Origin of the sequence: Pseudomonas sp. M20, assembly GCF_045037865.1 — a bacterium.
Taxonomy (GTDB): domain Bacteria; phylum Pseudomonadota; class Gammaproteobacteria; order Pseudomonadales; family Pseudomonadaceae; genus Aquipseudomonas.
Genome location: NZ_CP173611.1, coordinates 2,615,097 through 2,638,782, shown reverse-complemented (window position 1 = coordinate 2,638,782; position 23,686 = coordinate 2,615,097). Strand labels below are relative to the sequence as shown.

Annotated in this window: 15 protein-coding genes; 8 read left to right on the top strand and 7 right to left on the bottom strand. The window is 60.0% G+C overall.

Going from position 1 to position 23,686, the window contains the following annotated elements:
• Positions 1-9: 9 nt before the first annotated feature.
• From ACI514_RS11760 to ACI514_RS11745, 4 genes are all read left to right on the top strand, one after another.
• A complete protein-coding gene (locus ACI514_RS11760; protein ID WP_116032998.1) occupies positions 10-3,117 on the top strand; it encodes an efflux RND transporter permease subunit in 3,108 nt (1,035 codons plus the stop codon).
• Entirely contained in the window at positions 3,114-4,583 is a 1,470-nt protein-coding gene (locus ACI514_RS11755; protein ID WP_405123863.1) for an efflux transporter outer membrane subunit, read from the top strand. The genes ACI514_RS11760 and ACI514_RS11755 overlap by 4 nt, the downstream gene beginning before the upstream one ends.
• A gap of 212 nt (positions 4,584-4,795) precedes the next feature.
• The gene (locus tag ACI514_RS11750) at positions 4,796-6,877 is read left to right on the top strand and encodes a putative bifunctional diguanylate cyclase/phosphodiesterase (RefSeq protein ID WP_405123862.1); all 2,082 of its coding nucleotides are present in this window, start codon (positions 4,796-4,798) and stop codon (positions 6,875-6,877) included.
• A 180-nt stretch (positions 6,878-7,057) separates the two neighbouring features.
• A complete protein-coding gene (locus ACI514_RS11745; RefSeq protein WP_038368973.1) occupies positions 7,058-7,804 on the top strand; it encodes an SDR family oxidoreductase in 747 nt (248 codons plus the stop codon).
• Between the two features lie 116 nt (positions 7,805-7,920).
• Here the strand turns inward: ACI514_RS11745 and mapR are convergent, their stop codons facing one another.
• From mapR to ACI514_RS11730, 3 genes are all read right to left on the bottom strand, one after another.
• Positions 7,921-9,330, bottom strand: coding sequence for a GntR family transcriptional regulator MpaR (gene mapR / locus ACI514_RS11740; RefSeq protein ID WP_034155962.1), 1,410 nt, complete (start codon positions 9,328-9,330; stop codon positions 7,921-7,923).
• Positions 9,331-9,604: 274 nt separating this feature from the next.
• The gene (gene ccoG / locus ACI514_RS11735) at positions 9,605-11,035 is read right to left on the bottom strand and encodes a cytochrome c oxidase accessory protein CcoG (protein WP_405123861.1); all 1,431 of its coding nucleotides are present in this window, start codon (positions 11,033-11,035) and stop codon (positions 9,605-9,607) included.
• Positions 11,036-11,230: 195 nt separating this feature from the next.
• Complete coding sequence (locus ACI514_RS11730) at positions 11,231-11,479, bottom strand: DUF3203 family protein (protein WP_038368975.1); 249 nt, start codon at positions 11,477-11,479, stop codon at positions 11,231-11,233.
• 124 nt (positions 11,480-11,603) lie between these two features.
• On the opposite strand from ACI514_RS11730, the gene ACI514_RS11725 reads away from it, so the two are divergent.
• Entirely contained in the window at positions 11,604-12,116 is a 513-nt protein-coding gene (locus ACI514_RS11725) for an MgtC/SapB family protein (protein WP_160057702.1), read from the top strand.
• A gap of 40 nt (positions 12,117-12,156) precedes the next feature.
• Here ACI514_RS11725 and ACI514_RS11720 read toward each other — a convergent pair whose 3' ends face one another.
• The gene (locus tag ACI514_RS11720) at positions 12,157-12,315 is read right to left on the bottom strand and encodes a hypothetical protein (RefSeq protein ID WP_164979430.1); all 159 of its coding nucleotides are present in this window, start codon (positions 12,313-12,315) and stop codon (positions 12,157-12,159) included.
• A 216-nt stretch (positions 12,316-12,531) separates the two neighbouring features.
• On the opposite strand from ACI514_RS11720, the gene ACI514_RS11715 reads away from it, so the two are divergent.
• From ACI514_RS11715 to glgB, 3 genes are all read left to right on the top strand, one after another.
• Positions 12,532-14,526: an alpha-1,4-glucan--maltose-1-phosphate maltosyltransferase gene (locus ACI514_RS11715; RefSeq protein ID WP_160057703.1), complete on the top strand. Its 1,995-nt coding sequence runs from the start codon at positions 12,532-12,534 to the stop codon at positions 14,524-14,526.
• A 169-nt stretch (positions 14,527-14,695) separates the two neighbouring features.
• Complete coding sequence (gene treS, locus ACI514_RS11710; RefSeq protein ID WP_405123860.1) at positions 14,696-18,037, top strand: maltose alpha-D-glucosyltransferase; 3,342 nt, start codon at positions 14,696-14,698, stop codon at positions 18,035-18,037.
• 2 nt (positions 18,038-18,039) lie between these two features.
• On the top strand, positions 18,040-20,271 hold the full coding sequence (glgB, locus tag ACI514_RS11705) for a 1,4-alpha-glucan branching protein GlgB (RefSeq protein WP_160057705.1): 2,232 nt from the start codon (positions 18,040-18,042) through the stop codon (positions 20,269-20,271).
• A 123-nt stretch (positions 20,272-20,394) separates the two neighbouring features.
• Here the strand turns inward: glgB and ACI514_RS11700 are convergent, their stop codons facing one another.
• The 3 genes from ACI514_RS11700 to ACI514_RS11690 all read right to left on the bottom strand — a co-directional run bounded on the left by ACI514_RS11700 (position 20,395) and on the right by ACI514_RS11690 (position 23,591).
• Entirely contained in the window at positions 20,395-21,462 is a 1,068-nt protein-coding gene (locus ACI514_RS11700) for an autotransporter domain-containing protein (protein ID WP_405123859.1), read from the bottom strand.
• A gap of 389 nt (positions 21,463-21,851) precedes the next feature.
• Complete coding sequence (locus ACI514_RS11695; protein WP_122661320.1) at positions 21,852-22,634, bottom strand: endonuclease/exonuclease/phosphatase family protein; 783 nt, start codon at positions 22,632-22,634, stop codon at positions 21,852-21,854.
• A gap of 198 nt (positions 22,635-22,832) precedes the next feature.
• Positions 22,833-23,591 carry a PIG-L deacetylase family protein gene (locus ACI514_RS11690; protein WP_160057707.1) on the bottom strand — a complete coding sequence of 253 codons (759 nt, stop codon included), beginning with the start codon at positions 23,589-23,591 and terminating at the stop codon, positions 22,833-22,835.
• Positions 23,592-23,686: the final 95 nt, after the last annotated feature.

Genomic DNA, 23,686 nt, shown 5'->3' with positions numbered 1-23,686 from the left:
TTGTGGTCAATGAACCTCTCCGGTCCTTTCATCAAGCGTCCAGTCGCAACGATGCTGCTGAGCCTGGCAATCATGCTGCTCGGCGGCGTCAGCTTCGGTCTGCTGCCGGTGGCGCCGTTACCGCAAATGGATTTCCCTGTGATCGTCGTGCAGGCGAGCCTGCCCGGCGCCAGTCCGGAGGTCATGGCGTCCACCGTGGCGACGCCACTGGAGCGCTCGTTCGGCGCAATCGCCGGCGTCAACACCATGAGCAGCCGCTCCAGTCAGGGTTCGACCCGGGTCATTCTGCAATTTGATCTCGACCGCGACATCAACGGTGCCGCGCGGGAAGTGCAGGCGGCGATCAACGCCTCGCGCAACCTGTTGCCGAGCGGTATGCGCAGCATGCCGACCTACAAGAAGGTCAATCCGTCGCAAGCGCCGATCATGGTGCTGTCGCTGACCTCCGATGTGCTGGAAAAAGGCCAGCTCTACGATTTGGCTTCGACCATTCTGTCCCAGAGCCTGTCGCAGGTGCAGGGCGTCGGTGAAGTGCAGATCGGCGGCAGTTCGTTGCCGGCGGTGCGCATCGAGCTCGAACCGCAGGCGCTGAACCAGTACGGCGTGGCGCTCGACGATGTGCGCAAGACCATTGCCGACGCTAACGTGCGCCGGCCGAAAGGTTCGGTCGAGGACGGTCAGCGCTTGTGGCAGATCCAGGCCAATGACCAGTTGGAAAAAGCCAAGGATTACGAGTCACTGATCATCCACTATGCCGACGGCGCCGCGCTGCGCCTCAAGGATGTGGCCAAAGTCAGCGACGGCGTCGAAGACCGCTACAACAGCGGCTTCTTCAACGATGACGCGGCGGTGCTGCTGGTGATCAACCGCCAGGCCGGCGCTAACATCATCGAGACGGTCAACGAGATCAAGGCGCAACTGCCGGCCCTGCAAGCGGTGTTGCCGGCCAGTGTGAAACTGAATCTGGCCATGGACCGTTCGCCGGTGATCAAGGCCACTCTGCATGAAGCCGAGATGACCCTGCTGATTGCCGTGGCGCTGGTGATTCTGGTGGTGTTCCTGTTCCTCGGTAACTTCCGCGCCTCGCTGATTCCGACATTGGCCGTGCCGGTGTCGCTGGTCGGCACCTTTGCGGTGATGTACCTCTACGGTTTCTCGCTGAACAACCTGTCACTGATGGCGCTGATTCTGGCCACCGGGCTGGTGGTGGACGACGCCATTGTGGTGCTGGAGAACATTTCCCGGCACATCGACGAAGGCGTCAAACCGATGCAGGCCGCGTACCTCGGGGCCAAGGAAGTCGGTTTCACCTTGCTGTCGATGAACGTCTCGCTGGTCGCGGTGTTTCTGTCGATTCTGTTCATGGGTGGGATTGTCGAAAGTCTGTTCCGCGAATTTTCCATCACCCTGGCCGCGGCCATCGTCGTCTCGCTGGTGGTTTCGCTGACGCTGACGCCGATGCTTTGCGCCCGTTGGCTCAAACCGCACACACCGGGGCAGGAAAACCGCCTGCAACGCTGGAGCCGCCGCACCAACGACTGGATGGTTGGCAAATACGCCACCAGCCTCGACTGGGTGTTGCGCCACCGGCGCCTGACGTTACTCAGCTTGCTGATCACCGTCGGCGTCAACGTCGCGCTGTACGTGGTGGTGCCGAAAACCTTCATGCCGCAGCAGGACACCGGCCAGTTGATCGGTTTCGTGCGCGGTGACGACGGTCTGTCGTTCAGTGTGATGCAGCCGAAAATGGAAATCTTCCGCCGAGCCGTGCTCAAGGACGAAGCGGTGGAAAGTGTCGCCGGGTTCATCGGTGGCTCCAACGGCACCAATAACGCTTTCATGCTGGTGCGTCTGAAGCCGATCAAGGAGCGCCAGCTCAACGCGCAGAAAGTCATCGAGCGCCTGCGCAAGGAAATGCCCAAGGTGCCCGGCGCGCAACTGATGCTGATGGCGGATCAGGATCTGCAATTTGGCGGCGGCCGCGAACAGACTACCTCGCAGTACAGCTACATCCTGCAGAGTGGCGATCTGGGCGAGTTACGCAAGTGGTATCCAAAAGTGGTTGCCGCGTTAAGGGCGTTGCCCGAACTGACCGCGATCGATGCGCGTGAAGGCAAGGGTGCCCAGCAAGTGACGTTGATTGTCGACCGCGATCAGGCCAAGCGCCTGGGGATCGACATGGACATGGTTACCTCGGTGTTGAACAACGCCTACAGCCAGCGGCAGATTTCGACGATCTATGACAGCCTCAACCAGTATCAGGTGGTGATGGAGGTCAATCCGAAATACGCCCAGGACCCGGTGACTCTCAAGCAAGTGCAGGTGATCACCGCTGACGGTGCGCGGGTGCCGCTGTCGACGATCGCTCATTATGAGAGCAGCCTGGAAGATGATCGCGTCAGCCACGAAGGCCAGTTCGCCTCCGAGGACATCTCTTTCGACATGGCCGAAGGCGTGACGGTGGAGCAGGGCAGTGCCGCAATCGAACGGGCGATTGCCAAGCTCGGCCTGCCGGAAGATGTCATCGCGAAAATGGCCGGCACGGCCGACGCCTTTGCCGCTACGCAGAAGAGCCAACCGTTCATGATTCTCGGGGCGTTGTTGGCGGTGTATCTGGTATTGGGCGTGCTGTACGAAAGCTACATCCACCCGCTGACGATTCTGTCGACCTTGCCGTCGGCCGGTGTCGGCGCGTTGCTGTCGATCTATGCGCTGGGCGGCGAGTTCAGTCTGATCTCGTTGCTCGGGTTGTTCCTGCTGATTGGCGTGGTGAAGAAAAACGCCATTCTGATGATCGACCTCGCGCTGCAACTGGAACGGCATCAAGGGCTGTCGCCGCTGGAATCGATCCGCAGTGCCTGTCTGCAACGCCTGCGGCCGATTCTGATGACCACGCTGGCGGCGATTCTCGGCGCCTTGCCGTTGCTGCTCAGCCGGGCCGAAGGCGCGGAAATGCGCCAGCCGCTCGGTTTGACCATCATCGGTGGACTGATTTTCAGCCAGGTGCTGACGCTCTACACCACACCTGTGGTTTACCTCTATCTCGACAAGCTGCGCCATCGTTTCAACAAATGGCGTGGCGTGCGTACTGACGCCGCTCTGGAAACTCCGCTATGACTGACCGTTCGCTTTTCAATCTGGCCACTGCTCGCGGCTCGCGTCTGCTGAGCCTGTCGCTGTGCGTGGCGATGCTCAGCGCCTGCGCTGTCGGCCCGGACTACCAGCGTCCGCAGACCGCTGAAATTGCCCAGTACAAGGAAGCCGAGGGCTGGACTCAGGCCAACCCGAGCGATTCGCTGGCCCGTGGTGCGTGGTGGGAGTTATACGGCGATCAGCAGCTCAACGGACTGATCGAAAAACTCAACAACGCCAACCAGACCGTCGCGCAGTCGGAAGCCCAGTACCGTCAGGCCCAGGCCTTGGTACGCAGTGCTCGCGGAGCGTTTTATCCCAGCGTTGACTTGAGCCTGGGCAAGACCCGCTCCAGTCAGGGCACCGGCAGCAGCAGTTCGAGTCTGAGCAGTTCGTCCAGTGGTATTCGCGATACCTATAACGCTGAGCTGGGTGTCAGTTGGGAAGCCGATGTGTGGGGCAAGCTGCGCCGTGGACTGGAAGCCGATGAGGCCAGCGCCCAGGCCAGTTTTGCCGACTTGGCGGCCATGCGTCTGAGCCAGCAATCGGAGCTGGTGCAGAACTACCTGCAATTGCGCGTGATCGATCAGCAAAAACGTCTGCTCGAAGCCACGGTGGCGGCGTATGAGCGCTCGCTGAAAATGACCCAGAACCAATACCGCGCCGGGGTTTCCGGGCGCGATGCGGTAGCGCAAGCGCAGACGCAACTGAAAAGCACCCAGGCCGATCTGGTCGATCTGATCTGGCAACGCGCGCAGTTCGAAAATGCGATTGCCGTGCTGACCGGGCAAGCGCCGGCGGATTTCAACATTGCCGAAGTGCAGACCATTCCAAAGCTGCCGCAGGTGCCGTTGAGCCTGCCATCGCAATTGCTCGAGCGCCGCCCGGACATTGCTTCGGCAGAGCGTTCGGTGATTGCCGCCAACGCCAACATCGGCGTGGCCAAAGCGGCGTATTACCCGGACCTGAGCCTGAGCCTGAGCGGCGGCTACAGCAGCAGTACCTCGCAGAATCTGGTTAGCCTGCCGAACCGTTTCTGGTCGGTCGGGCCGAAACTGGCGCTGCCGCTGTTCGACGGTGGCATACGCTCGGCAGAAGTCGAGCGCACCGAGGCGGTGTACGACCAGACCGTGGCCAAGTACCGCCAGACCGTGCTCGACGGTTTCCGCGAGGTGGAAAACTATCTGGTGCAGCTCAAGGTGTACGAAGACGAAGCAGCGGTGCGTCAGGAAGCCCTCGATGCCGCCCGCGACTCCCTGCGCCTGACGGAAAACCAGTACAAGGCTGGATTGATTGCCTACATCGATGTGGTGGTGGTGCAAGCGACAGCGTTAAGCAACGAGCGCAGCGTGCTGAACATTCTGCAAAGCCGCTTGATCGCCAGCGTGCAATTGATAGCGGCGCTGGGCGGTGGTTGGGACGGGCAACTGGACGTAAGCAACTCCAACTGACGCCATGTGCCTCCTACGGGTATGTATTTCAGTTTTGAGCAAAGCTATGAACGCCGCGCCAGAGCCTCGTCGGCCGATCAAACGAGCGTTTCATCGGCTTGATGGCCAATTGCTTACTTTGTCAGTGCGTTCTTCTGCGCAATCAGTACAATCGCCGCATTTGCCCGACCGAGAATGGACGCAATCCGCGTTGGGTGGCCACGAGAAATCCCATGCTCATCGGTAGTTATTCCTCCACCCTGGTTTTCATTTCGTTGTGCGTGGCGATTCTCGCTTCCTACACCGCGCTCGACCTCACCGGTCGCATTGCCACGGCCAAGGGCCGTGCGGTGCATTTCTGGACCGCCGGTGGTGCGTTTGCCATGGGCATCGGCGTCTGGTCGATGCACTTCATCGGCATGCTCGCCTTCAAACTGCCGATCGACCTTGGCTACGACATCACTCTGACCGCGCTGTCACTGCTGATTGCCGTGTTGTCCTGCGGGTTCGCCTTGTGGCTGGTCAGCCAGCCGAAGCTGCCGATTCTGCAACTGGCGTTTGGCGCGTTGATCATGGGCACCGGAATCAGTGCCATGCATTACACCGGTATGGCGGCGATGCGCATGACGCCTGGGATCGATTACGACCCGACGCTGTTTGGCGCTTCGTTGCTGATTGCCGTCGGCGCCTCGGCTGCGGCACTGTGGATCGCTTTCCGCCTGCGTCAGCACTCGCCGTACGTGCGCCTGATTCGTGGCGGCGCGGCGATCATCATGGGCATCGCCATTGTCGGCATGCATTACACCGGCATGGCGGCTGCACAATTTCCTGACGGCAGTTTCTGCGGTGCCACTGTCAATGGCTTGAAAGGCAACGGCCTCGACAGCCTGGTGTTGATCACTACGTTGGCGGTGCTGTCGATTGCCTTGCTGACCTCGATTCTCGACGCACGCCTGGAAGCGCGCACCGCTGATCTGGCGCACTCATTGACTGTGGCCAACCGCGAACTCACGCAACTGGCTCTGCACGACACCCTGACCGGCCTGCCGAACCGCATGCTGCTGGACGACCGCATCAATCAGGCGATGAAAAAGGTCCACGAGCAGGGCGGCTGTTTTGCCTTGATGTTCATCGATCTGGACGGCTTCAAACCGGTCAACGATGCCTTCGGTCACCATATGGGCGACCAGTTGTTGCGCGAAGTGGGGTTGCGTCTGCGTGAAGACTTGCGCGGCCCGGACACACTGGCGCGCATCGGTGGCGATGAATTCGTGTTGCTGGTGCGCCTGACCGAACCCAATGACGCGCTCGGGCTGGCGGCACGTCAGGTCGGTCTGATTGCGCAATCGTTTCGTGTCGCCGAGCATGACTTGCAGATCTCCGCCAGCGTCGGCATCGCCTTGTATCCGGGCAATGGCCAGAACGCGCAGGAACTGCTGATGAACGCCGACGCGGCGATGTACCACGCCAAGGGCGGCGGCAAAAACGGTTACAGCTTCTTCGACGCGTCGATGAACAACAACGCGCGCAAGCAATTGCAGTTGTTGCAAGATCTGCGCGCGGCGCTGGAGCACAGCCAGTTCAGTCTGTATTACCAGCCGAAGTTCGACGCCGCCAATGGCCGTCCGGTCGGCGCGGAAGCGTTGCTGCGCTGGCAGCACCCGATTCACGGCATGCTGATGCCGGACAAGTTCATCGAACTGGCGGAGAAATCCGGGCTGATCATTCCGATCGGTGAATGGGTGCTCAATGAAGCCTGCCGGCAGATGCGCGAGTGGTACGTGCTCGGTTACACCGATTGGCGGATTGCGGTGAACCTGTCGGCGTTGCAGTTCTGCCACACCGGTCTGGTGCGCAGCGTGGCCAAGGCGCTGGCCACCCACCACTTGCCGGCCAACAGTCTGACCCTGGAAATCACCGAAACCACGGCGATGAGCGATGCCGATGCGAGCATGACGGTACTGCAGGAGTTGTCGGACATGGGCGTCGATCTGTCGATCGATGACTTCGGTACCGGTTATTCCAGCCTGATGTACCTCAAGCGTTTGCCGGCCAACGAGCTGAAGATCGACCGTGGTTTTGTGCGCGATCTTGAGCATGACAGTGATGATGCGGCGATCGTCTCGGCGATCGTTGCGTTGGGGCAGGCGCTTGGGTTGCGGATTGTCGCTGAAGGCGTGGAAACCGGTGTGCAGCAGGCGTTTCTGACTGAGCTGGGCTGTGATTCGTTGCAGGGTTATCTGCTGGGGCATCCGATGCCGGCAGATAAATTCATGCGGGATATTGCGCGGGGCGAGCAGGTGGCGGTGGTCTGATCGACCGCGTTATCGTTCTTCGCGAGCAAGCTCGCTCCCACATTTGGAATGCATACCCCTGTGGGAGCGAGCCTGCTCGCGAAGACGTCTGTCCAGACACCACAGACTCCATGCAAAACCCGCCAATGGCGGTTATTCTTCCCCCCGACTGTTACGTGTGCATTGGGGGGAAAGGCCAGCATGGATAAAGTCATTGTGATCACCGGTGGCGGGCGCGGGATTGGCGCCGCTACGGCGTTGTTGGCTGCCGAGCAAGGCTATCGGATCTGCATCAACTATCAGTCGGATGAGCAAGCCGCGCAAAGCGTGCTGGAGCAAGTTCGCGCATTGGGCGCCCAAGCCATCGCCGTGCGCGCCGACGTCAGCATCGAAGACGAAGTGATCGCGCTGTTCCATCGGGTCGACACCGAGTTGGGCCGGGTCACCGCCCTGGTGAACAATGCTGGCACCGTCGGGCAAAAGTCGCGGGTCGACGAAATGTCCGAATTTCGCATTCTCAAGATCATGAAAACCAATGTCCTGGCGCCGATCCTCTGCGCCAAGCACGCGATCCTGCGCATGTCGCCCAAGCACGGCGGGCAGGGCGGCAGTATCGTCAATGTGTCGTCGGTGGCCTCGCGTCTCGGTTCGCCAAACGAATACGTTGATTACGCCGCGTCCAAAGGTGCGCTCGATACCTTCACCATCGGTTTGTCCAAGGAAGTCGCGGGCGAGGGGATTCGGGTCAACGCGGTGCGCCCGGGTTATATCTACACCGATTTTCACGCGTTGAGCGGCGATCCGGATCGGGTCAGCAAGCTGGAGTCGGCAATTCCGATGGCCCGTGGCGGGCGGCCGGATGAGGTGGCGGAGGCGATTGTCTGGTTGTTGTCGGACAAGGCGTCGTATGCGACCGGGACGTTTGTTGATTTGGGGGGCGGGCGTTAATTCAGCGGTGACCGCTCTGGCCCTATCGCGAGCAGGCTCACTCCTACATTTGGAATGCGTTCCCCTGTAGGAGTGAGCCTGCTCGCGATAGCTTCTGACGGGGCAGCAATAACTTGTCAGAACGACCGCACAATCCGCCCCAACGTCTCCATGGCCTTTTCCGAATCCTCGGTCCAAGGGCTGCCATAATTCAACCGAATACAATTCCTGAAGCGCTGCGTCGGCGAGAAAATCGGCCCCGGGGCGATGCTGATGCCTTGCGCCAGTGCCATCTGAAACAACTTAAGCGAATCCATCTGCGGTGGCAGTTCCAGCCACAGAAAGTAGCCGCCCGCCGGCTGGCTGACCCGCGTCTGCGCCGGGAAGTAACGGGCGATGGCCGCTAACATCGCGCTCTGCTGTTCTTCCAGGGCGTAACGCAGTTTGCGCAGATGCCGGTCGTAGCCGCCGTGTTGCAGGTAGTCGGCAATCGCTGCTTGCGCTGGCATCGAGGCACACAGCGAGGTCATCAGTTTCAGTCGTTCGATTTTCTGCGCATAGCGCCCGGCAGCGACCCAGCCGATGCGATAACCGGGGGCCAGGCTCTTGGCGAACGAGCCGCAGTGCATCACCAGACCTTCAGTGTCGAAAGCCTTGGCCGGTTTTGGTGCCTGTTGACCGTAATAGAGTTCAGCGTAGACATCGTCTTCGATCAGCGGCACCTGATGGCGGCGCAGTAGCTCGACCAGTTCCTGTTTCTTCGCCTCGGGCATGGTGGCGCCCATCGGGTTCTGGAAACTGGTCATGCACCAGCAGGCCTTGATCGGGTGACGTTCGAGGGTTTGCGCGAGCACGCCGAGGTCGATGCCGTCGCGTGGATGTACGGGGATTTCCACTGCTTTGAGTTTCAGCCGCTCGAGTACTTGCAGGCTGGCGTAGAAGGCCGGGGCTTCGATCGCCACCAGATCGCCCGGTTCGGTCACGGCTTGCAGGCACAGGTTCAGCGCTTCGAGGGCGCCGTTGGTGATCAGCAATTCTTCCATCGGCAGCATCAGGCCGCCAACCATGTAGCGCAGGGCGATCTGCCGGCGCAGTTGCGGGTTGCCCGGCGACATGTCGGTGACGACCATGCGCGGATCCATCTCGCGGGCAGCGCTGGCCAGCGAGCGCGACAGACGTTGCAGCGGGAACAGGGTAGGGCTGGGGAATGCCGAGCCGAAGGGGATGGTGCTTGGGTCCTTGATCGAATCGAGTACCGAGAACACCAGTTCGCTGACGTCGACTTCGGTGGAGTCGTTGACGTGGCTACTGATCACCGGCTCGGAAAACGGGCTCGGTGCATGGGTGTTGACGAAGTAGCCGGAGCGCGGTCGGGCGCGGATCAGGCCACGACGTTCAAGGAGGTAGTAGGCCTGAAACACCGTGGACGGGCTGACGCCGTAGGTCTGGCTGGCGTAGCGCACCGAAGGCACGCGCTGGCCGGGGCCAAGAACGCCGGAGCGGATCAGTTCAGCGATGTCGTCGGCGAATTTTTCGTAGCGTTTCATCGAGTACCTTGGTGCTGGTGTTATTGAGGTGTGTCAGGGAGGAAGCCCTCACCCTAGCCCTCTCCCAGAGGGAGAGGGGACTGATTGGGGGATGCTTGTGAACTACACCGACCTGAAAGTGCTTCGCCGAATCCATAATCGACTCGACCTGAGAATGCTTTGTTGAATCCATAATCGACTCGGTTTCTCAGGTCGATGTATAGCGACAGACACCTCGGTCGGCCCCCTCTACCCCTGGGAGAGGGCTGGGGTGAGGGGAAAAGATTCTAACGGCTCAACGATTCATCGGCGCAACAAACCTGCTCTTCGCCACGCTGTAAACCTCAGGCTCATCACTGTCGGCAATCTTGAAACTCAAGGTCTGCGAGCTGCTGGCCGGGCGTTCCGTGGTCATCGCCACCGACACCGGCACATCGACAATCTCACCCGGGGCCAGGCTCAACTCCGTCTTGCCTTGCAACTGGAAGCCGTCGCCATCGACCAGGCTCAGGTGGTAATCCTGGCGTTGCTGGGTCTTGTTGATGACTTTGAGGCTATAGATGTTTTCGATCTGGCCCTGACCGTTTTCACGGAACAAGCCGCGATCCTTGGTCACGTCCAGCGAGACCATAGGCCGCACGATCAGCGCCAATGCCAACGCGCCGATCATCGCCACCAGCACCACGCTGTAGCCAATCAGTCGGGGGCGCATCAGATGGGTCTTGCCACCCTGCAATTCGCGCTCGGAACTGTAGCGGATCAAACCACGCGGGTAATTCATTTTGTCCATGATCGAGTCACAGGCATCGATGCACGCGGCGCAGCCGATGCACTCCATCTGCAAGCCGTCGCGAATGTCGATGCCGGTCGGGCAGACCTGCACGCACAACTGACAGTCGATGCAATCACCCAGGCCGGCTTCCAGCGGTTTCACGTCGCGTTTACGCGGGCCACGGTTCTCGCCACGGGCGACGTCGTAGGAAATCGCCAGGGTGTCCTTGTCGAACATCACGCTCTGGAACCGCGCATACGGACACATGTGCATGCACACCGCCTCGCGCAGCCAACCGGCGTTGATGTAAGTGGCAGCAGTGAAGAACAGCACCCAGAACAGGCTGACGCCGCCGATTTGCAGGGTCAGCAGTTCTTCGGCCAATGGCCGGATCGGCGTGAAGTAACCGACGAAAGTCAGGCCGGTGAGCACGCTGATCGCCAGCCATAGGGTGTGCTTGGCCGCGCGCCGAGCCAGCTTGTTCAGACTCCACGGCGCGGCTTGCAGTTTGATGCGCTGGTTGCGCTCGCCTTCGGTGATCTTCTCGCACCACATGAAGATCCACGTCCACGAACTCTGCGGGCAGGTGTAGCCGCACCAGACCCGACCGGCAAACACGGTGATGGCGAACAGGCCGAACGCGGCGATGATCAGCAGAGCCGAAAGCAGAATGAAATCCTGCGGCCAGAATGTCGCGCCAAAGATGTGGAATTTGCTTTCGGAAAGATCCCAGAGCACCGCCTGACGTCCGCCCCAGTTCAGCCACACCGTGCCGAAAAACAGCACAAACAGAAAACCCGCGCCGCTCATGCGCAGGGTGCGGAACAGGCCGGTGAAGCTGCGGGTGTGGATCTGGTTGTCGCTGGATTTGGCCGTCGCCTTCATTGGGCGTGCGGGCACACTCTTTATAGCGGGCGTTACTTCTACGGTTCGGACGGGGATTTGTTCGCTCATGGTCATTCGCTCATCAGCCTCCATCAGGCCAGAGCACTATGAGCGTCGATCTGTTTGCATAACAGACTCAGGTATTTCAATAAAAAGCGGATCAGATGCGTTTTCGCGCGGCGCCTGCGACAAGTTGAAGCAGCCCGCAGGCGTGGGCGCAAACGCCTATCGCAGACGTTTGCGCGCGGTGTTGATCAAGGTCAGTCAAATCACCGAATCACTCTCGTCGGCTTTCAGGTGTTTGCGACCGTCCTTGGCGCCTGCGACGGTCAAGGCGTCAGCTTCTGCCTCGGTGATGTAAACGCGCCGGCCTTCTATTTCCACGAACGACATGGATTTTTCGCTATCCGTCATGACTTCCAAGGTGTCGCAAATGCGAATTTCCTCGCCATGTTCAACGGTGAAAAAACACACTTTTTGCTCGGGGTTGGATTCATCGACTCGAAGAGGCATAGGAGCAGTCCTTTTTTCAGGGAGGTCTGCAAGGTTAGGGCGCACACTTCGCCGATCGTTCTGCGCAACTGATTAATGGTCGCCGCTGTCCATCGTTTATCCAGCCAATAACAAGGACTGCACGATGAACGCGTGGTGGCATGAAGTGTGGCAAACCCTGCAAGCGGAATTCGCCGACGTCGGAGATGCTTCGCAATTGACGCGCATCACCGTGCGCCTGCTGATGGCGGCGGTACTCGGTGGAATTCTCGGCTTCGAGCGCGAGCACAAGGGCAAGGCTGCCGGGGTGCGCACGCACATGCTGGTAGCGCTGGGGGCGGCGTTGTTTGTGCTGGTGCCGCAGACGTCCGGGGCCGAGTCCGATGCGATGAGCCGGGTGGTGCAGGGGGTGATTGCCGGGATCGGCTTTCTCGGTGCCGGGACTATCCTGAAAAACAAGGAAGGCGATGAAGGCCATGTCAAAGGCCTGACTACTGCTGCCGGGCTGTGGATGACGGCGGCCATTGGTGTGGCGGCCGGGTTGGGCAGAGAGGCTACGGCATTGCTCAGCACCTTTCTGGCGCTGGCAATTTTCAGCGTGATGCCACGCATCGTAAAACTCTTCGAAAAAGAAGAGGAGAAGACTGACGACCACTGATCATTCCTGCGCGGAGCGTGGGAATGATCAGTTCGCGAAGTTAAACGATCACGGGCGGCATCGTGCTCGGCGGTTCTTCTTTCGGCGGTGGCGTGGTGCCGGGCGGTTCCTGTTCGGGAACCGGTTGCGGCTCGGTCTCGGGCAGGGTGGGTTTGTCGATGTTCGGATCGGGCGTTTCGGCCGGGATAGGGATGTTCATCTGATGACCTCCGTGTGGCACATGGCGTGAGAAGTGCTTAAGTGGATTGACCACCCTGCGCGCAATTCGATCCGCTTTCCTGACACGGCAATTTCATCTGAACTTTTCCCGGCGCCGGTCGCTCGGAACCTAAGTGAGTTCATTCCGGGCAGGCGCTCGATTGTGAACGCCGAACCGGCACAAGAGCGTCCTTGGGGCGTTAAGGAGAGATGCTCAATGACTGCTGAAAAACCCTCTGAACAAAGCTACAACCCGCACATGCCACTGTCGCAGGCGTTGCTGCTGCCGCGCATTGTCATTGAAAACACCATGCCGACGCTCGATGGCGGACAGTTCGCCGTGAAGTCGATTGCCGGCCGTGAAGTGGTGGTCACCAGCAAGGTGTTTGCCGACGGTCACGACAAACTCGCCGTGCGCATCCGCTGGCGCGAGGAAGGTGAAGAGACCTGGCAAAGCGAAGTCATGACTGATCAGGGCAATAACGGCTGGCAAGGCCAGTTCCGCCCTGAACAGCAGGGCCGTTTTCTCTATTGCATCGAAGCGTGGATCGATCACTTCGCGAGTTTCCAGTACGAACTGGAGAAAAAACACACCGCCGCCGTACCGGTTTCGCTCGAGTTGCAAGAAGGCCGCACGATGGTGCAACAGGCCGCTGAACGCAGCGAAGGGCAGCTCAGCGAACAGCTCGCCGCGTTGCACCACGAACTGTCCGGGCTGCTCGAAACCGAGCAGGTCGCACTGTTTCTGCACTCGCGCAGTGCGCAATTGATGGCTGAGGCCGATCACCGCGCCTACTTGAGCGTCAGTCCTGAATTCCCCATGGACGTCGAACGCGAACTGGCCGAGTTCGCCAGTTGGTATGAATTGTTTCCACGTTCGATCACCGACGATCCCCACCGTCACGGCACTTTTAACGATGTGCACTCACGTCTGCCAATGATTCAGGACATGGGCTTCGACGTGCTGTACTTCACGCCGATCCACCCGATCGGCCGCGCCCATCGCAAGGGTCGCAACAACTCATTGACCGCCGGCCCCGATGATCCCGGCAGCCCTTACGCCATCGGCAGTGAGGAAGGCGGTCACGAGGCGATCCACTCGCAACTTGGCACCCGCGAAGACTTCCGCCGACTGGTGGCCGCTGCCGCCGATCACGGACTGGAAATCGCTCTCGATTTCGCCATCCAGTGTTCCCAGGATCATCCGTGGCTCAAGCAGCATCCGGGCTGGTTCAACTGGCGCCCCGACGGCACGATCAAATACGCGGAAAACCCGCCGAAGAAATACCAGGACATCGTCAACGTCGACTTCTATGCGCCGGACGCCATTCCGAGTCTGTGGATCGAGCTGCGTGACATCGTCATCGGCTGGGTAGAGGAGGGTGTGAAAATCTTCCGCGTCGACAATCCGCACACCAAACCGTTGCCGTTCTGGCAATGGCTGATCGCCGATGTGCGGGCGCTGTACCCGGAAGTGATCTTCCTTGCCGAGGCCTTCACCACACCGGCAATGATGGCGCGTCTGGGCAAGGTCGGCTACACACAGAGCTACACCTACTTCACCTGGCGCAATACCAAAAACGAACTGGCCACGTACCTCACCGAGCTGAATGAATCGCCGTGGCGCGAATGCTACCGGCCGAACTTCTTCGTCAATACGCCCGATATCAATCCGGCGTTCCTGCACGAGTCCGGGCGTCCGGGGTTTCTGATCCGCGCGGCGCTGGCAACCATGGGTTCGGGCTTGTGGGGCATGTATTCGGGGTTTGAGCTGTGCGAGTCGGCGCCGGTGCCGGGCAAGGAGGAATACCTCGACTCGGAGAAATACGAGATCCGCGTCCGCGACTTCACAGCGCCGGGCAACATCATTGCCGAGATTGCCCAACTCAACCGCATTCGCCGGCAGAACCCGGCGTTGCACACGCACTTGGGTCTGAAGATCTACAACGCGTGGAACGACAACATTCTGTACTTCGGCAAACGCAGTTTTGACGGCAGCAACTTCATTCTGGTCGCGGTCAGCCTCGATCCGCATAACGTGCAGGAAGCGAATTTCGAACTGCCGCTGTGGGAAATGGGCCTGCCCGACGATGCGACGACCCACGGCGAAGACTTGATGAACGGGCATCGCTGGGACTGGCATGGCAAATACCAGTTCATGCGTTTGGACCCGGCGTATCAACCGTTTGGCATCTGGCGAATCACTGCCTGAACACAGATCCATTGTAGGAGTGAGCCTGCTCGCGATAGCAATCTTGCAGGCGACAACTCTGCCGAATATGAAACCGCGATCGCGAGCAGGCTCACTCCTACAGGTTGCTCAGCGTTTTCGAGTCAGGTGATCGGCTCACGGTTTTTCTAGAATTGAACAGGAGTTTCACATGGCGAAGAAACCCAAGGCAGCCACCTTTATCAAAGACCCGCTCTGGTACAAGGACGCGGTGATCTATCAAGTTCACGTCAAATCGTTTTTCGACTCCAACAACGACGGGATCGGCGACTTTCCCGGCCTGATCGCCAAACTCGATTACATTGCCGACCTCGGCGTCAATACCATCTGGCTGTTGCCGTTCTATCCCTCGCCACGCCGCGATGACGGCTACGACATTGCGGAATACCGTGGCGTGCACAGCGATTACGGGACTATGGCCGACGCCAAGCGCTTTATCGCCGAAGCGCACAAACGCGGCTTGCGGGTGATTACCGAGCTGGTCATCAACCACACCTCCGACCAGCACCCGTGGTTCCAGCGTGCGCGCAAGGCCAAACCCGGTTCGGCGGCGCGGGACTTTTATGTGTGGTCGGATGACGATCAGAAGTACGACGGCACGCGGATCATTTTCCTCGACACGGAAAAATCCAACTGGACCTGGGACCCGGTCGCCGGTCAGTACTTCTGGCACCGTTTCTATTCGCACCAACCGGATCTGAATTTCGACAACCCGCAAGTGATGAAAGCCGTGCTGTCGGTGATGCGTTACTGGCTGGACATGGGTATCGATGGCCTGCGTCTCGACGCGATTCCGTACCTGATCGAGCGCGACGGCACCAACAACGAAAACCTCCCCGAGACCCACGACGTCCTCAAGCAGATCCGCGCTGAGATCGACGCCAATTATCCCGACCGCATGCTGCTCGCCGAGGCCAACCAATGGCCCGAAGACACGCAGCTGTATTTCGGCGACACGGATGCGGCAGGCCTCAACGGTGACGAATGCCACATGGCGTTTCACTTCCCGCTGATGCCGCGCATGTACATGGCGCTGGCCCAGGAAGATCGCTTCCCGATCACCGATATTCTGCGCCAGACCCCGGAAATTCCTGCCAACTGCCAGTGGGCGATTTTCCTGCGCAACCACGATGAACTGACGCTGGAGATGGTCACCGACAAAGAACGTGACTATCTATGGAATTACTACGCCGCTGACCGCCGTGCGCGGATCAACCTTGGCATCCGCCGGCGTCTGGCGCCGTTGATGGAGCGTGATCGCCGCCGCATCGAGCTGCTCAACAGTCTGCTGCTGTCGATGCCTGGCACGCCGACTTTGTATTACGGCGATGAGATCGGCATGGGCGACAACATTTATCTCGGCGACCGTGATGGCGTGCGTACGCCGATGCAATGGTCGATCGACCGCAACGGCGGCTTCTCCCGCGCCGATCCGGCGAGTCTGGTACTGCCGCCGATCATGGACCCGCAGTACGGCTATTTGTCGGTCAACGTCGAAACCCAGTCCGGCGATCCGCATTCGCTGTTGAACTGGACCCGCCGTCTGCTTGCGGTGCGCAAGCAGTCCAAGGCTTTTGGCCGTGGCACCTTGAAAATGCTCTCGCCGAACAACCGTCGCGTGCTGGCCTACACCCGCGAATTCACCGATGTCGACGGCAAACACGAAATCATTCTGTGCGTGGCCAACGTCTCGCGCAGTGCGCAAGCGGTGGAGCTGGATCTGTCGGCCTATGTCGGCATGGTGCCGGTGGAGATGCTCGGCGGTAATGCGTTCCCGCCGATTGGCCAGTTGAATTTCCTCCTGACCCTGGCCCCCTACGGTTTCTACTGGTTCGCCCTGGCGGCAGAAAACCAGATGCCGAGCTGGCACGTCGAACCGGCGCAGAGCCTGCCGGACTTCACCACGCTGGTGCTGAAAAAACGCATGGAAGAATTGCTCGAAGCGCCGTCGCGTACGACGCTGGAGCAGAGCATTCTGCCGAGCTGGCTGCAAAATCGTCGCTGGTTCGCCGGCAAGGATGCGGCCATCGACAAGGTGCATCTGGCCTACGGCGTGCGCTTTGGCGATGCGCAGCATCCGGTGCTGCTCAGCGAAATCGAAGTCACCAGCGCTGGGCAGACCAGTCGTTATCAATTGCCGTTTGGTTTTATTGCCGAAGATCAGGTTGGCCCGGCGTTGCCGCAGCAATTGGCTCTGTCCCGTGTAAGACGCGTGCGACAAGTCGGCCTGATCACCGACGCGTTCAGCCTTGAAGCGTTTGTTCGTGCGGTGCTGCAAGGCATGCAGAACAACACGGTATTGGAGTCGAATGAGGGTGAAATCCGCTTCGCACCGACGCCGCATCTGGAAAAACTCGGCCTCGGTGCAGAGTCGGAAGTGCGTTATCTGTCCGCCGAGCAATCGAACAGTTCGGTGGTAATCGGCAACAGCCTGGTGCTCAAGCTGATACGTAAAGTCGCTTCTGGCGTACACCCGGAACTGGAGATGAGCGCTTACCTGACCGAGGCCGGATTTGCCAATATCTCTCCGCTGCTCGGCTCGGTGATTCGCCACGATGCCAAGGGCGAAGACAACCTGCTGATGATCGCCCAAGGCTATCTGAGCAATCAGGGCGACGCTTGGGAGTGGACGCAGAACAACCTCGAACGGGCGCTGCGCGATGAACTGGCCGATGCCATGTCCGAGCAGGAACAGCATTACAACGCCCTCGGCGAGCTGAAGGATTTTGCCGGGATGCTCGGTCAGCGCCTGGGCGAGATGCACAAGGTGCTCGCCGCGCCCACCGACAATCCCGACTTCGCGCCGCAGGTGTCGACGGCCAAGGATATGCAGGCGACGGGCAAGGATGTTGTGGCCCAGGTCGAGCACGCCTTGAAACTGCTCAAGCAGCATCAGGGCGAACTCAGCGCAGCGGATCAGAAACTGGTCAAGCGTCTGGTCGACGAGAAAAAAACCATCCTCGCCCACGTGCAGGATCTGGCGAAAAAAGCCGTTGGCGGTTTGCGCATTCGCGTCCATGGCGATCTGCATTTGGGCCAGGTGCTGGTGATCAAGGGCGATGCCTATCTGATCGACTTCGAGGGCGAACCCGCGCGGCCATTGAGCGAGCGCCGTGGCAAACACAGTCCGTACAAGGATGTCAGCGGCGTGCTGCGCTCTTTCGATTACGCGGCAGCGATGACCATCAACGTGCACAACGTTGACCACAGCGCGGAGTCTGAAACCGCGCGGCGTCTGGTCGCCGAGCGCTATCTGCGTGAGGCCCGTGAGGCATTTGTGCAGGCATATCGCCGTGCGGCAGCTAGTCTTGATCATGCCTGGCAAGATCCTGAAGGTGCCGACGCAGCACTTGCGTTGTTCGGACTGGAGAAGGCGGCCTATGAAGTGGCCTATGAAGCCGAAAATCGCCCCACGTGGCTGCCCGTGCCGTTGCACGGTTTGTACGGGTTATTGACGGGGCTTAAACCCTTTTCCGATCTTGGTGGAGAGTAGTCATGAGTTTCTCGAACAAGGAACAGGGTCAGGTCAAAGAAGCACTGTTGCCCTCGGCAAAAGATATCGACGCCTTGGTCCGCGCTGAACATCACGACCCTTTTTCCATTCTTGGCCCGCACGGCGATGGCGCTGGCGGGCAGTTCATTCGCGCTTATCTACCCGGTGCGTTGAGCGTCGTGGTGCTGGACAAGGACAGCGGTGAAGAGCGCGGTCCGTTGGAGCAGACCGAAACGCCGGGGCTGTTTGTCGGCCATTTCGATCAGGCGCGACCGTATCAGTTGCGCACGCGCTGGGCCGGCGGCGAGCAAGTCGCCGAAGACCCGTATAGCTTCGGTCAACTGCTCGGTGAAATGGATTTGTATCTGTTCGCCGAGGGCAATCACCGCGACCTCAGTGCGTGCCTCGGCGCCCAACTGAAAACCGTGGATGGCGTCGACGGCGTGCGTTTCGCCGTGTGGGCGCCGAATGCCCGACGCGTGTCAGTGGTGGGGGATTTCAACGTGTGGGACGGTCGCCGGCATCCAATGCGTTTGCGTCATCCGTCCGGGGTCTGGGAGTTGTTCATCCCGCGCCTGCAAGCTGGGGAGTTGTACAAATACGAGATTCTCGGTGCCCACGGCATTCTGCCGCTCAAGGCCGACCCGATGGCGCTGGCCACCAGCCTGCCGCCGGATACCGCGTCAAAAGTCGCGGAACCCCTGCAGATCGACTGGCAGGATCAGGACTGGATGAGCAGCCGCCGTGACCGTCACAAGCATTCGGCGCCACTGTCTATCTACGAACTGCACGCCGGTTCCTGGCAATGCGAGCTGGACGATCTGGGCGAAGTGGCGCGCCAGTACACCTGGCCGGAACTCGCCGAGCGGTTGATTCCGTACGTCAAGGAACTGGGTTTTACCCATATCGAACTGATGCCGATCATGGAGCACCCGTTTGGCGGCTCCTGGGGTTATCAACTGCTCTCGCAATTCGCGCCGAGCGCGCGGTATGGCTCGCCTGCGCAATTCGCCGAATTCGTCGACGCCTGCCACCGGGCCGAGATCGGCGTGATCCTTGACTGGGTGCCGGCGCATTTCCCCACCGATACCCATGGTCTGGCGCAGTTCGACGGCACTGCGCTGTACGAGTACGGCAACCCGCTGGAAGGTTTTCATCAGGACTGGGACACGCTGATCTACAACCTCGGGCGCACCGAGGTGCATGGCTACATGCTGGCTTCGGGGCTGCACTGGTTGAAGCATTTCCATGTCGATGGTTTGCGCGTCGATGCGGTGGCTTCGATGCTTTATCGCGACTATTCGCGCAAGGCTGGTGAATGGGTGCCCAACCGCCACGGTGGCCGCGAGAATCTGGAAGCCATCGACTTTCTCCGGCATTTGAACGACGTGGTCGAACTGGAAGCGCCGGGTGCGCTGGTCATCGCCGAAGAATCCACCGCGTGGCCCGGTGTCAGCCAAAGTACGCAGCAGGGCGGCTTGGGCTTTGCCTATAAATGGAACATGGGCTGGATGCACGATTCGTTGCATTACATCCAGCAGGACCCGGTTTACCGCGCGCACCATCACAACGAGTTGAGTTTTGGTCTGGTCTACGCCTGGTCCGAGCGCTTCATCCTGCCGATCTCCCACGATGAAGTGGTGCACGGCAAGCATTCGCTGATCGACAAGATGCCGGGTGATCGCTGGCAGAAATTCGCCAACCTGCGCGCTTATCTGAGCTTCATGTGGACGCATCCGGGCAAAAAACTGTTGTTCATGGGCTGCGAGTTTGGCCAGTGGCGCGAGTGGAATCACGATCAGCAACTGGATTGGTATCTGCTGCAGTATTCCGAGCACAAGGGCGTGCAGAAACTGGTGGGCGACCTCAATCGGCTGTATCGCGACGAGCCAGCGCTGCACGATCAGGACGACGCGCCGCAGGGCTTTCAATGGTTGATCGGTGACGATGCGATCAACAGCGTTTATGCCTGGCTGCGCTGGAGCAAGGACGGCAAGCCAGTGCTGGTGGTGGCCAACTTCACGCCGGTGCCGCGTCAGGCCTATCGCGTCGGTGTGCCGTTTGCCGGGCGCTGGACTGAATTGCTCAACAGCGATGCCGACACCTATGCCGGTTCCAATTATGGCAATGGCGGCGGGGCGTTTACCGAGGAAGTGCCGAGCCATGGCCAATCGTTGTCGCTGGAACTGAACCTGCCGCCGTTGGCCGTGTTGATCCTCAAACCGGAAGGCTGATCCAGTACCGAGTTGCTGCTATCGCGAGCAGGCTCACTCCTACACTTGGAATGCGTTCCCCTTGTAGGAGTGAGCCTGCTCGCGATGGCGTCAGCACAAACACTATCGCCGCCAAGCCAAACTCTACCAGCGCATCCGCACCCCAAGGCTGCCAATGATCCCGTTCAGATCATTGTCATCGACATCACTGCTGTAATCGGCACTGACATACAGACTCACCGCCGGCGTCACCCGCGCCACCAGGCCCAGGCCCAACTCAACGGTGGATGATTTGCGGCTGCTGCTGATCTTGTCGACCTGATCCAGCGTCACCGTGCTGCCGGTGTAGACCGTGTGCCAGAGGTTGGTGCGCACATAGGGTTCGACCGGCAAGCCATTCAAATCGTAACTGCCTTTCAACCGTGCACCGACGCGACCGCTCCACGCCGTCAGATCGGTGGAAGAAGCATTGCCCGAGCCGGCGTATGGCGTGTCGAGGGTGATGCGTTGATTGATCAATTGCGCCTGCGGTTCGACCACCCAGTTGTCACTCAGGCCAATCGGAAAACCGCCTTCCACCGAGAAAGTCATTGCGCTGCCTTCGGTGGCTTGCCGCGCGCCTTGGCCGTTGCGACTGAAACCGCTGACCCGACCACCGCTGGCCGAAAGGTCAACGTGCCAGCCTTGGGCACCGGTAAGGCTGTAGTAGGCACCGAGGCTCTGGCCTTGCAGATTGAGCGTGTCACTGTTCGGATCGGCCAACGCGCGACTGGTGAGCACGCCGTTGCCATTGGCTTGAATCTGGTTGAGACCACCAATCAGGCCGATTTTCTGGGTATGGCTAGCACTTTGCAGAGTCAGCACGGCGGGGCCTTTGAAGTCGCCACTGCCGGGCATCGCGTAGCCTGACGACAGCACATCGGTCTGCGCCTGCCGGGCGCTTCTGCCGTACAGCTCATCCCAGGCCGACGGTGCGAGGTCTTCGGTAATCAGGCGTGTGCCTTGCAGATCGGGCCGTGGGCTGAAGCGTTGTGGCCCGGGGGTGATGACGGTGGTGGGCAACGTCATCACGGGCACATCCGCGCGATACCACGGGGTCGTTTCATCCGCTGCAGGACCGGCCTGCGCCTCCATGGATGAGCACAGCAAGATTGAACTCGACACTGTGCAGAAAGTGATTTTGATCTCGTGTGGGCTGATGGAAGTTTTCATGGAGGTCTACCTTGCAGGCGCATGCATTCTCTCTGTGTGGCGTCTCTCCTACCCCGAACGAGGGGCGACCGAATGGAGCGGGGCGAACCGTGGCCGCTCGATTTCGCGAGTGTCCGAAGGCTCGTCCCGGGTAGTGATTCCGGGGGTAGTAAGGTAGAGATAAGAAGAGTCGCGCGCCCCCGTCAAGAAATTGAACGATGAGCGGTAGTGGTAAAACGGGCTTTGCAAGCGTTTGTTTTTCTGCACATAACTAAGTGGTTGTTTGCATGGATAAACGCAGCGAAAGCCCCGATCCAGAGGCATTCAGTTACCGACAGATGGTCTGCCGGTAATTTTTAACCGCCGAATGAGTTGCCCCATTCCCTCCTGTATTGCTGTCACTATTGCGGCTACAAGTGCACCTCTACAGCGAGCGGCAGATGATCCGACAGATGGGTCCACGGCTTGTTGCCGAGGATCTGTGGGTCATGGCTGCTGGCATTGCGCAGGTAGATCCGGTCCAGCCGCAGCAACGGAAAACGTGCCGGGTAAGTCTTGGCCGGGCGTCCGTGATGACGCTCGAAGGCTTCGTGCAGATAGTCGCGACGAGCGAGGGCGACATTGCCCTGCAACTGCCAGTCATTGAAATCGCCAGCGATGATTACCGGGGCGTCATCGGGCAGGGATTCGAGTAACTGGCAGAGCAGCTGCAACTGCAACTGCCGATGACTTTCCAGCAGACTCAAATGCACGCAGATCGCATGCACTTCGGCATGCCCCGGCACGTCCAGCACACAGTGCAGCAGACCACGGCGTTCGGGGCCGGTGATCGAGACATCGAGGTTGCGGTACTCACGGATCGGGTATTTCGACAGTAGGGCATTGCCATGGTGGCCGTCGGGGTAGACGGCGTTGCGCCCGTAGGCGAAGTCGCTCCACATGCTGTCGGCGAGAAATTCGTATTGCGAGGTTTGCGGCCATTCGTTGTAACGGCTCGAATGCCGTTCGTGTTCTCCCACTACTTCCTGCAGAAACACCAGGTCAGCGGAGGTGCTGCGCACCGCTTCGCGCAGTTCCGGCAGGATGAATCGCCGATTGAGCGCGGTGAAGCCTTTGTGGGTGTTGACCGTCAACACCCGGAGACGATGGATGACGGGCGCGTCGACAACATGACGCTCGGGATCGCTGGACACGTTCACTCCTCTGGATTGCGGGCCGCTTATTCATGCGACTGATGGGGAGGGGCGGCAGTTCCTTTTGATCAATCCACAAAACCTTGTAGGAGTGAGCCTGCTCGCGATAGCGGTGGATCAATCAACATTTGCGTCAATGACACACCGCTATCGCGAGCAGGCTCACTCCTACAAAGAGCTCGGCAGTGTCGTAAAGATTCAGACGAAGACGATTTCGTAGGGCAAACGCATTCTTTCGAGAATCACCGGCGGCAGCATCGGCGCAATGCCGATCGCCGGTTCGCCCTTGAGCTGGCTGGCATAGGCGTGGGTCGCGTGGCTCTTGCGCGCCACGGTCCAGGTGTCGAGGCGCAATTTGCGCGCGCGTTCCCAAGGGATCAGTTGCTGGTCGCGCTCGGGCCAATGCCAGGCCCACACCGGTACATCATGAAAGGTCGCGCCGGCCTGTTCAGCCGCTTGCGCACTGGCCCGGCCCACCGCTTCATGGTCGTCGTTGCCATCACCGCGCCAGGTGCTGAACACCACGTCACCGGGGCGCAGGTAGCGGCTGATGAATTCGGTCACTTGTGCCTGCTGGTCGCACAGGGCGTTGTCGGTGAAGCCGCCACGCACCCATTTCAGGCTGTGCATCGGCAGGCCGAGGCGGCGCAGGGCTTCGACGCTTTCCTGCGGGCGGAATACGCTCAGGCGCTTTTCCGACCACTGTCGCGAGCCCGGATGGCTGGCACTGCCATCGGTAATCGAGAGCAATTGCAGCGGATGACCTAGGCTGGAGAGCAATTGCAGCAGACCGCCGCAGGTGACCACTTCATCGCCCGGATGCGGCGCGATGACCACGGCGCGGGCACCGTCGGGCACCAGACTGCGGGTATTGATCACGGGGATGTTGTCCAGTTGCGCGGCGCTGTTCCAGATTTGCGTCGACGAACTGCTGTCGCTGAGGGTTAACGGTTTCATGATATGACGTCCTTGTGTTGACTCGCCCTCAGTCGTGCGCGTGACAGTGATTGCCCGACGCTACCGACCCGTGAAGGCTGGTTGATTGCCCTGCG

Excerpts from the sequence above, each read along its gene's own strand:
- ACI514_RS11730 (WP_038368975.1), bottom strand. The coding sequence starts at position 11,479 with ATGCCTCTTCGAGTCGATGAATCCAACCCCGAGCAAAAAGTGTGTTTT.
- ACI514_RS11755 (WP_405123863.1), top strand. The coding sequence starts at position 3,114 with ATGACTGACCGTTCGCTTTTCAATCTGGCCACTGCTCGCGGCTCGCGT.
- ACI514_RS11715 (WP_160057703.1), top strand. The coding sequence starts at position 12,532 with ATGACTGCTGAAAAACCCTCTGAACAAAGCTACAACCCGCACATGCCA.
- ACI514_RS11745 (WP_038368973.1), top strand. The coding sequence starts at position 7,058 with ATGGATAAAGTCATTGTGATCACCGGTGGCGGGCGCGGGATTGGCGCC.
- glgB (WP_160057705.1), top strand. The coding sequence starts at position 18,040 with ATGAGTTTCTCGAACAAGGAACAGGGTCAGGTCAAAGAAGCACTGTTG.
- ccoG (WP_405123861.1), bottom strand. The coding sequence starts at position 11,035 with ATGAGCGAACAAATCCCCGTCCGAACCGTAGAAGTAACGCCCGCTATA.
- ACI514_RS11720 (WP_164979430.1), bottom strand. The coding sequence starts at position 12,315 with ATGAACATCCCTATCCCGGCCGAAACGCCCGATCCGAACATCGACAAA.
- ACI514_RS11725 (WP_160057702.1), top strand. The coding sequence starts at position 11,604 with ATGAACGCGTGGTGGCATGAAGTGTGGCAAACCCTGCAAGCGGAATTC.
- ACI514_RS11700 (WP_405123859.1), bottom strand. The coding sequence starts at position 21,462 with ATGAAAACTTCCATCAGCCCACACGAGATCAAAATCACTTTCTGCACA.
- mapR (WP_034155962.1), bottom strand. The coding sequence starts at position 9,330 with ATGAAACGCTACGAAAAATTCGCCGACGACATCGCTGAACTGATCCGC.
- ACI514_RS11760 (WP_116032998.1), top strand. The coding sequence starts at position 10 with ATGAACCTCTCCGGTCCTTTCATCAAGCGTCCAGTCGCAACGATGCTG.
- treS (WP_405123860.1), top strand. The coding sequence starts at position 14,696 with ATGGCGAAGAAACCCAAGGCAGCCACCTTTATCAAAGACCCGCTCTGG.
- ACI514_RS11750 (WP_405123862.1), top strand. The coding sequence starts at position 4,796 with ATGCTCATCGGTAGTTATTCCTCCACCCTGGTTTTCATTTCGTTGTGC.
- ACI514_RS11690 (WP_160057707.1), bottom strand. The coding sequence starts at position 23,591 with ATGAAACCGTTAACCCTCAGCGACAGCAGTTCGTCGACGCAAATCTGG.